This window comes from bacterium (genome assembly GCA_021158245.1).
In the GTDB taxonomy this organism is placed as follows: domain Bacteria; phylum Zhuqueibacterota; class QNDG01; order QNDG01; family QNDG01; genus QNDG01.
Genome location: JAGGVB010000184.1, coordinates 1 through 8967 on the forward strand (window position 1 = coordinate 1; position 8967 = coordinate 8967).

General features: G+C 40.6%; 12 protein-coding genes. 10 read left to right on the forward strand and 2 right to left on the reverse strand.

The window, feature by feature from the left end:
• From J7K93_10705 to J7K93_10750, 10 genes are all read left to right on the forward strand, one after another.
• A partial coding sequence (locus J7K93_10705; protein ID MCD6117475.1) for a 3-deoxy-7-phosphoheptulonate synthase occupies positions 1 to 401 on the forward strand: 401 nt, incomplete at its 5' end.
• 16 nt (positions 402 to 417) lie between these two features.
• Positions 418 to 1515 (forward strand): prephenate dehydrogenase/arogenate dehydrogenase family protein, encoded by a 1098-nt coding sequence (locus J7K93_10710; GenBank protein ID MCD6117476.1) that lies wholly within the window; start codon positions 418 to 420, stop codon positions 1513 to 1515.
• Positions 1516 to 1522: 7 nt separating this feature from the next.
• Entirely contained in the window at positions 1523 to 2803 is a 1281-nt protein-coding gene (gene aroA, locus J7K93_10715) for a 3-phosphoshikimate 1-carboxyvinyltransferase (GenBank protein ID MCD6117477.1), read from the forward strand.
• A complete protein-coding gene (gene aroE / locus J7K93_10720; GenBank protein MCD6117478.1) occupies positions 2796 to 3665 on the forward strand; it encodes a shikimate dehydrogenase in 870 nt (289 codons plus the stop codon). The genes aroA and aroE overlap by 8 nt, the downstream gene beginning before the upstream one ends.
• Positions 3665 to 4846, forward strand: a complete 1182-nt coding sequence (aroC, locus tag J7K93_10725) for a chorismate synthase (GenBank protein MCD6117479.1) — start codon at positions 3665 to 3667, stop codon at positions 4844 to 4846. Before aroE ends, aroC begins: the two co-directional genes overlap by 1 nt.
• A gap of 19 nt (positions 4847 to 4865) precedes the next feature.
• On the forward strand, positions 4866 to 5414 hold the full coding sequence (locus J7K93_10730) for a shikimate kinase (GenBank protein MCD6117480.1): 549 nt from the start codon (positions 4866 to 4868) through the stop codon (positions 5412 to 5414).
• Positions 5402 to 6517 carry a 3-dehydroquinate synthase gene (gene aroB, locus J7K93_10735; protein MCD6117481.1) on the forward strand — a complete coding sequence of 372 codons (1116 nt, stop codon included), beginning with the start codon at positions 5402 to 5404 and terminating at the stop codon, positions 6515 to 6517. The genes J7K93_10730 and aroB overlap by 13 nt, the downstream gene beginning before the upstream one ends.
• Positions 6486 to 6935: a type II 3-dehydroquinate dehydratase gene (gene aroQ, locus J7K93_10740; protein MCD6117482.1), complete on the forward strand. Its 450-nt coding sequence runs from the start codon at positions 6486 to 6488 to the stop codon at positions 6933 to 6935. Before aroB ends, aroQ begins: the two co-directional genes overlap by 32 nt.
• A gap of 368 nt (positions 6936 to 7303) precedes the next feature.
• Positions 7304 to 7888: a thioredoxin family protein gene (locus J7K93_10745; GenBank protein MCD6117483.1), complete on the forward strand. Its 585-nt coding sequence runs from the start codon at positions 7304 to 7306 to the stop codon at positions 7886 to 7888.
• Between the two features lie 20 nt (positions 7889 to 7908).
• Positions 7909 to 8193 carry a co-chaperone GroES gene (locus tag J7K93_10750; GenBank protein ID MCD6117484.1) on the forward strand — a complete coding sequence of 95 codons (285 nt, stop codon included), beginning with the start codon at positions 7909 to 7911 and terminating at the stop codon, positions 8191 to 8193.
• A 271-nt stretch (positions 8194 to 8464) separates the two neighbouring features.
• Here J7K93_10750 and J7K93_10755 read toward each other — a convergent pair whose 3' ends face one another.
• Together J7K93_10755 and J7K93_10760 are read right to left on the reverse strand one after the other, a co-directional pair.
• Entirely contained in the window at positions 8465 to 8722 is a 258-nt protein-coding gene (locus J7K93_10755) for a type II toxin-antitoxin system RelE/ParE family toxin (GenBank protein MCD6117485.1), read from the reverse strand.
• A complete protein-coding gene (locus J7K93_10760; GenBank protein ID MCD6117486.1) occupies positions 8709 to 8942 on the reverse strand; it encodes a CopG family transcriptional regulator in 234 nt (77 codons plus the stop codon). Before J7K93_10760 ends, J7K93_10755 begins: the two co-directional genes overlap by 14 nt.
• Positions 8943 to 8967 lie beyond the last annotated feature (25 nt).

Here is an 8967-nt window from a genome sequence, read left to right on the forward strand (position 1 = left end):
ACATTATGTCTAAAGGCAACAGCAACATAATCCTGTGCGAAAGAGGCATCAGGACTTTTGAAAAATATACCCGGAACACAATGGATATATCAGCAATACCTGTTGTAAAAAAGAGAAGCCACCTCCCGATTTTCGCTGATCCGAGCCACGGCACAGGAAGACGTGATAAAGTTGCACCAATGGCAAGAGCTGCAGTAGCAGCAGGTGCAGACGGGCTTATGATTGAAGTTCACCACGATCCGGACAATGCACTTTCAGACGGTGCACAGTCGCTTCTGCCCGCACAGTTTGAAGCGCTCATGGAAGAACTGCGGATTATATCATGGGCAATAGGCAGAACCGTATCGGATAAAAGAAACGGAAATCAGGAACTCCTGTCAGACAGTAAAATCATTTCTTAATTGAGAGACTGCTGCTATGCCACATAAAATAATTACTATTATCGGAGTCGGCCTCATGGGAGGATCTTTGGCCGCAGCTCTAAAACGGAACCTAAAATCAGTTGAGCTTTACGGCGTTGATTTTCCCGCAGTGCTGGATAAGGCCCAAATTCTGAAAATTATCGACAGGGGATTTACTCCGGACTCAGTTGAAAAAGCTGTAAAGCCGGCAGATATTATATTTTTATGCACTTCCATAAATAAAATCAGGGAGTATATGCCGATTGTTGCGGAACTGGCTAAAAAAGGCGCTGTAATCACAGACATGGGAAGCACAAAGGCTGAAATTATAAAAAGAGCGCAGGAGATTGAGATAAAGGGATCATACTTTATAGGCGGCCACCCGATGACAGGTAGCGAACTGCACGGAGTGGAAAACATTGACCCTCTTCTTTTTGAAAATTCTGTTTATGTTTTAACACCCATTGATCAGACTCCGCCTGACAGAATCAGAAACCTTGCACTGATTCTGGAGCAGATAGGTGCGCGTGTGCTGTTTATCAGCCCGTCTCTTCATGATAGAATAGCAGCTTTTGTAAGCCACCTGCCCCAGCTTCTTGCTGTAGCTTTGACAAATCTGGCAGGAGAACATAATGCTTCTTCCACATTCTTTTTAAGACTGGCAGCAGGGGGTTTTCGGGATATGACACGCATTGCGTCCAGCCCTTACGAAGTATGGGAGGATATAATTAACTCCAACACTGATGAAATAATCTGGGCTATTGATGCATTTATTAAAAAATTAAGCAGCATACAGTCTATTCTGCAAAATCAGAATCTGCGCAGGGAATTTGAGCTTGCAGCAAAAAACAGGCTCTCCATTCCGCGGGACACAAAGGGTTTTATGCTCCCCCGTTTTGATATATCTGTCTCTGTTGAGGACAAACCTGGAGTCCTTGCTGAAATCAGCAGTGCCGTTTCCGAACAAAACATCAACATAAAGGATATTGAAGTGCTAAAAGTTCGTGAGGGTGAATCAGGTGTGTTCAGGCTTGCTTTTCAGTCCGAGCAGGACAGAAAAAATGCAGTGGAAATCTTAACATCAATCGGGTATAAGGCTCAATATCGAAATTAGGCAATACATGATAAAAACAATAACTTCTGCAGAAAAAATAACAGGCACAATAACACCTCCCGGAGATAAATCCATATCGCACAGGGCATTTATCATTGCATCTATTGCTGAAGGGGAATCACTGATTTCCGGCAGCTCTTTATGTGCTGATGTTAAGAGTACTATGCACTGCCTCTCAATGCTTGGTGTCGAATTCCAGGAGACTGACAGGGGAATTATCGTAAATAGCCCCGGAATAAAAAATTTCAAAAATCCCTATCAAGTGCTCTATGCAGGAAATTCCGGAACTACAGTCCGCCTTTTATCAGGGCTACTTGCATCTCTGCCTTTTGAGACAGAAATAACAGGTGATTCATCCCTGAGAAAAAGGCCAATGCAGAGAATTATTGACCCCCTGAAAGAGATGGGAGCTGAAATATCTTCTGATAACGGATTTCTGCCTCTTAAAATTAAAGGAGCAGAATTAACAGGTAAACACTTCCGGCCGGATGCTGCAAGCGCACAGGTAAAATCCTGCATTTTGCTTGCAGGAATAAATTCACTCGGCAGCACAGTTGTTGAAGAGCCTGTTCAAACCAGGGACCACACGGAACGTATGCTGCCGGAATTTAACATTCCGGTACAAATCAGAAATAATGAAATACTGATTAACGGCCCTATAATCCCTTCGCCTGCTGACATACAAATTCCGGGTGATATCTCATCAGCAGCATTCTTTATTACTGCAGCCCTGCTTTCTGAAAAAGGCAGCCTGACAATACAAAACGTCGGGTTAAATCCAGGGCGCATGGGATTTATTGATATTTTACGAAAAATGGGCGCTAATATTTTCATCTCTAATAAAAAGAAAATCAGCAATGAAATTGCAGGAGATATTACTGCTGTGCACAGCAATTTGAGAAGCATTGAGATCGGGGGAAAAGATATTCCGCGGTCTATTGACGAACTTCCGATAATTGCAGTTGCTGCCACACAGGCTGAAGGAGAAACAATAATAAGAGATGCCGGAGAGCTGAGGATAAAGGAGACAGACAGAATAAAGGCAGTTGCGGCAAATCTGCAGGCAATGAGAGCAGATGTGGAAATCACAAAAGACGGGCTCATCATTCCCGGGCCCCAGCAGCTTAAAGGTGCAGTACTGGAAAGCTACAACGACCACCGTATTGCTATGGCATTTTCAATTGCAGGCCTTACTGCATCAGGCAGAACCGTAATTAAAAATGCAGAGTGTGCAGATATCTCTTTCCCCGGTTTCTTTTCAATTTTAGAGGATATTGTTCATGAGTAGCCCTGACCGAACCCTGTTTGTAATAGGAGACCCCATCAGGCACTCCTTATCACCTGTTATCCACAATTTTATTTTTCAGCTGCTTGGTGAATCGTTTTCATACAAGGCAGAACTTGTGAAACCTTCAGGACTTCAGGAATTTACAGAAAAAGCGAAAAGAGGCTTTTGCCCGGGCTTCAATGTAACAATTCCCCATAAAGAGAGTATAATACCCTTTCTCTATGAACTTGACGAATCAGCTGAAACTGCAGGTGCGGTTAATACTGTCAAATTGGAAAACAACAGATTAACAGGATTCAATACAGATATAGAAGGATGCATTCATGCTCTGACTGAAAGCGGGTGGACAACCGGCGGTACAGCGGTAATTTTTGGAAGCGGGGGTGCTGCACGTGCAGGAATTGCAGCATTAATCAGCATGGGGCAAAAACACATTGTAATCTTAAACAGGGATACAAACAGGGCGGAAAAGCTGTCCTCATTTTTTTCAAAAAACCCGTCAGTTATTTTTGATGTTAAGAAACTTAACGAAAAAAATATTTCGGAATCCATATCTTCTGCTTCTCTTGTAATAAATTCAACTCCTGTAGGTATGTGGCCGGATACTGACAGGTCACCTATTCGGGACATAAGCCTGATCCGGAAGAATACATTTGTTTTTGACATGGTACCCAGGCCCTATATAACAAAATTACTTCACAATGCCGAATCTTCAGGAGCAGTAATTATTCCGGGGCTTCAAATGCTTATCAGCCAGGCTGTCGCAGCCCAGGAAATCTGGTTAAACCGCAAAATTGACAGCAAAATTCATGAACAAATTATGGAATACCTTTTAACGCAACACAGGGAAAAACTTTTATGATGAAGAGTTTGAAAATACTAACCGCAGGAGAATCTCACGGCCAGGGGCTGACAGGTATTATCAGCGGAATCCCTGCAGGTATAAAACTTGATTTGTACAAAATCAACCTTGACCTTGCAAGAAGGCAGCAGGGAACAGGCCGCGGCGGAAGGATGAAGATTGAAAAAGATTCTGCGGAAATCATCTCAGGCGTAAGATTCGGCACAACTCTCGGAAGCCCCATAGCTGTTCTTATAAAAAACAGAGACTGGGACAACTGGAAGGAAGATATGGCTGTATGGGGTAATTCCACAGGAAAATCTGTTACAATACCACGGCCCGGGCATGCTGATCTTGCAGGCTCTGTAAAATACAATCACAAAGATTTAAGGAATGTACTTGAGCGTGCCAGTGCAAGGGAGACTGCGGTGAGAGTTGCTCTCGGGTCAATTGCAAAGCAGCTCATTGAATATTTCGGGATTAAGATAGTTAGCCACGTTACAAGCATAGGGAATGTAAAAAGCGGGGGCTCCTTTATCTCTCTTTGTACGGACGATAGGGAGAAAACTAACGAAGAAATAATTGAAATATTTGAAAGAGCGGAAAAATCTCCTGTAAGATGCGCATCTTCGGAAAAATCGGAAGAGATGACAGACTTTATAAACAGGACAAAAGAGCTGAAGGATACTGCAGGCGGAATTTTTGAAATTGCAGCTCTTAACGTACCTGCAGGGCTCGGGTCATATTCCACGTGGGATGAGAGGCTGGACTCTCTTTTAAGTGCGGCTATATCAAGCATTCCCGGGATTAAGGGAGTTGAGATCGGAGCTGGATTTAATGCTGCTGAGCTTCCCGGATCACAGTGCCACGATCCAATCTTGATAAGGGAAAACAGGATAGAAAGAAGCAGCAACAACGCAGGAGGTATTGAAGGAGGAGTTTCCAACGGACAGCCTGTTATAATCCGTGCAGCAATGAAACCGATTCCAACGCTTACAAGCCCGATTGATTCTGTAGACCTCGAAACAATGAAACCTGCACCTGCACACAGGGAGAGATCTGACATCTGTGCGGTTCCTGCTGCAAGTATTGTAGGAGAGGCAATGACTGCTCTTGCCATTGCAGATGTTTTTTTAAGGAGATTCGGAGGAGACTCCATAGAACTGATGGACAGGAGTTTTAAAAGTACAAATAAAATCTGACACAAAGCCGGACAAATACTTGGAATATAAAGACAACAAAAATCATATATTTTTAACCGGATTTATGGCAGCAGGGAAAACAAGTGTCGGAAAAATCCTTGCTCAAAAACTATCCATGCCTTTTCTTGATGCTGATTATATGATTGAGAAAAGAGCCGGAATGTCTGTATCTGACATTTTTGAAAAACAGGGCGAAAATGCATTCAGGACTATGGAAATGGACTTTATACGCAGAGTCTTGTCTTTTGAGCCGAGTGTTATTGCTCTCGGAGGCGGTGCATTTCTATCCTCTGAGAACCGGAAGCTGATTTTAGAAACAGGCATAACAATTGCTCTTTCATGGCCTGAAGATATTCTGCTTGGCAGAATCAGCAGCGGACATGGCAGGCCGTTATTAAAAGGCCTGAACAAAAAAGCAATGTCTGAAAAAATCTCGTCTCTTCTTCAAGAGAGAGAAAAAATTTACAGAAAAGCTGATATTTATCTTTATTTTTCCGAACCTGTCAAACAGGAACATATTGCAGAAATAATCATTCAATATCTAAAGGAACCTGAGTGGAAAAGATAAAAGTAAAGCTATGGAAAAACTCCTACTCCATATTTATTGAACCAGATGCATTAAAAAAACTTCCCGGCCTGTTTGAGCGCTTTTTCCCCGGAAAGCCCGCTGCTGTTATTTCAGACATAAATGTTGCTGATCTTTACGGTAAAGAAGTATTGGAATTATTATCACAACCAGGCAGACATGTAAAACTATTTTCTTTTCCAGCAGGGGAATCATCTAAAAATATCAACATTGCATACAGGCTCTATACAGATTTAATTGAAAACAGAATGGGCCGCGACACTGTAATTGCTGCTCTCGGAGGAGGCGTGACCGGCGACCTTGCGGGATTTGTGGCTGCAACATATCTGCGCGGTGTAAAATTCGTTCAGATTCCAACCACTCTTCTTGCTCAGGTTGATTCAAGCGTGGGGGGTAAAACAGGAATAAATCACGAGCTCGGGAAAAACCTGATAGGCAGTTTTTATCAGCCCGCCTTTGTTCTGACAGATCCTGATGTGTTAAAAACTCTTCCGAAAAGGGAGATAATCTCAGGCGCCGGCGAAGTAATAAAATATGGCTTAATCGGCAGTAAGAATCTTTTCAATCTTACTGAAGATAAAATGGAGATGCTTTTAATATCCGGCAGTTCTGCAGAGATGCCCCGTATCATTAAAGATTGCTGCAGAATCAAAGCAAAAATAGTAAGCAGGGATGAGAAAGAATCGGGCCTGAGAAAAATTCTTAATTTCGGCCACACTTTCGGCCATGCACTGGAGCAGGCAACAGGTTATTCTGTTTTTACCCACGGTGAAGCTGTTATTCTCGGAATGCGCTGGGCTTCATGGTTTTCCATGTATACAGGACTACTTTCAGGGAAAACTTTCATGAGGATTGAAAATCTTTTAACACGGATAGAGATTCCTGATATTCCCGATTCAGTTAATCCCGAAATGATTACAGGCACCATGTATAGAGATAAAAAATATTCTTCAAAAAATCTAACCTTGATTCTTTTGCAGGATATTGGAAAAACTGTGTTTGTAAAAAGAGAACTTTCAGACATTATAAAACCAATTGACAGGTGGCTAAACAATGTTTACAAAAAACAGAGTATTGATAATTAACGGCCCGAATCTCAACCTTCTCGGTGAACGGGAACCTGAAATTTACGGAACAACAACTCTGAAGAGTATTAATAAACAGCTTTTCCTGCATTTGAAAAAAAAAGGTTATAAGGCCGTATTCTTTCAATCCAACCACGAAGGCAGAATTATAGATATCATCCATAAAAAGAGAAAAACCATAAACGGCATTATAATAAATCCCGGAGCACTTACTCACTACAGCTATGCACTTCGCGATGCAATAAGTGCAGTAAATGTACCTGTTGTGGAAGTTCATATTTCAGACATAGCAGGCAGGGAAGATTTCAGAAAAATTTCAGTTATAAAACCGGTATGCACTGCACAAATTACAGGAAAGGGCATTAATGGATATTTTGAAGCAGCTGATCTTATTGTGGAGTTTGAATCGGACATCTAATATTCAAAAAATTTAAATATATACTTATAAGCGGTTCAAAGTAAGCGCATGGTAATCATTAATCATTAACATAGTAAATTAATTGATTTTTTTATTTCTTTCATCCGTTTTTTTTCTTATCTTATACGTTAATCCGAGTATAAATCGGATTATTTTTCGGAACAAAGCAGGGAGCAATGCGTTCATTATTTTAATGAATAAAGAGGATAAAAAAATGATGCATATTAAAAGCTTTCATATCAACCGCTGTGTTTCCATAGGAATTGTTCACATGGGTACACATTCATGTTTTTCTGTGGGGTTTCCTTAAAACACATCCTGCTGTCAGTTTTGAATATTTTTTGGAAATAATTTTACAGGAGCATTAGATGGTTAAAGAAATAAACAGTAAGAATGATTTTGACAGTATTCTAAAACAAGACAAATTTTTTCTTTTGCTTTTTTATACAAACGACTCGGGAAAAAGTATTAAAGCAAAAGAATCTCTGAACGTTATGGCGGAAAAAGAAAAAGATATCAATATTTATGCAGTGGATGCACGTAAAGTCAATAATATTCATCCCGATTACGGAATTAAAACAGTACCTACAGTATTGGTATTTAAGAACGGTATCAGCAAAAAACAAGTGCAGGGAGTATTAAGCCCCGAACATTATGAAAGGCTGCTGATGGATGCACCGTCAACTGATAAAAAAGACGGCAGCCCTGGCCATAGTGTTGTTGTTTATACAACACCGTCATGTCCGTGGTGCAACCGCGTAAAATCCTATCTGAGGCAGAATAGAATCAGATTCCGTGAAGTAGATGTTGCAAGAAATCAAAATGCAGCGGAAGAACTTGTACGCAGGAGCGGCCAGACAGGTGTCCCGCAGGTTGATATTGACGGCCATCTTATTGTAGGATTTGATCAGACAAGAATAGATGATCTTCTTGGACTTAGAAAATCAGCTTAAGTATATAAGGAGGAAGAAATATGGAAAAATTACAACCGGTTAACGGAAATGTTATTATTAAAATAATTGAACAAAAAGAAGGAAAAACAAGCGGCGGCATTATTATTCCAGAAACCGCAAAGGAAAAGCCTACTGAAGGCAATATCATGGCTGTTTCTGCTGATTCATCAGATGAGATCAGCGTAGGCGACCGCGTAATCTTTAAAGAGTACAGCGGAACAAAAGTAACCCACCAGAACGAAGAATTTCTTGTAATTCAGGAATCGGAAATTCTGGCAAAAATTGTTGAAGTGGATTCTATCTAAAGCATAATCCTGAATATATTAACCTTGATAATGGGTTAATTGCCTTTTTTTGGCAATTAACCCATTTTTGTTAACGGTATTATCCCTGCCCTGCATACAGTTCTGCATGTGAATATAATTACATCAAACAAAGCTTGACTTGAGGCGGAGATTTTTAGATACCGGCAGGAAAATGTTTTATCCTTTATCCCTGAACCTTTTTCCCCAGGCGAGCTTTGCAAGAGAGTATTAAAAACCGGAAGTACCTGCAAACCCATATTTTAAAATCACCCTACTTATAAACACCCTTTCTGTGGCCGATTTTTACTACAAACACTATCAGTTTATCATCCTCTATTGAATAAAGTATCCTGTAATTGCCGTGTCTTATTCTGTACTGTTCTTTTCCGGTCAGTTTAATACATCTGTCAGGTCTTGGATTATCTGTCAGTAATTTTATTTTTCTTATTATACTCTTTATATCCTTATCAGGAATAGAATTAAGTTCCTTTACTGCTGACCTTTTAAATTCGATTTTATATTTTCCCATTATTTTTCAGATCCCTTAGAACAGATTCAAATGTTACAGTCGGCTCCTTTTCCCTCTCTGCAAATGCTCTGATATCTTCCTCATCTTCAGCCAATTCATATCTTATTGCCATATCAATAAGCTCTGATAAGGATTTATTAGAGTATGCTGATTTTATTTTCAAAACCCGATGAATATCAGGATCAAAATAAATCGTAGCTCTTTTCTTTAATGCACCCAAAATTTTCCTCCCTTTCTCTGCAATA

What these genes read in the sequence shown, in the direction of transcription:
- J7K93_10710 (MCD6117476.1), top strand. Translation starts at nt 418, where the DNA reads ATGCCACATAAAATAATTACTATTATCGGAGTCGGCCTCATGGGAGGA.
- J7K93_10750 (MCD6117484.1), top strand. Translation starts at nt 7,909, where the DNA reads ATGGAAAAATTACAACCGGTTAACGGAAATGTTATTATTAAAATAATT.
- J7K93_10745 (MCD6117483.1), top strand. Translation starts at nt 7,304, where the DNA reads ATGGTTAAAGAAATAAACAGTAAGAATGATTTTGACAGTATTCTAAAA.
- aroC (MCD6117479.1), top strand. Translation starts at nt 3,665, where the DNA reads ATGAAGAGTTTGAAAATACTAACCGCAGGAGAATCTCACGGCCAGGGG.
- aroA (MCD6117477.1), top strand. Translation starts at nt 1,523, where the DNA reads ATGATAAAAACAATAACTTCTGCAGAAAAAATAACAGGCACAATAACA.
- J7K93_10755 (MCD6117485.1), bottom strand. Translation starts at nt 8,722, where the DNA reads ATGGGAAAATATAAAATCGAATTTAAAAGGTCAGCAGTAAAGGAACTT.
- aroQ (MCD6117482.1), top strand. Translation starts at nt 6,486, where the DNA reads ATGTTTACAAAAAACAGAGTATTGATAATTAACGGCCCGAATCTCAAC.
- aroE (MCD6117478.1), top strand. Translation starts at nt 2,796, where the DNA reads ATGAGTAGCCCTGACCGAACCCTGTTTGTAATAGGAGACCCCATCAGG.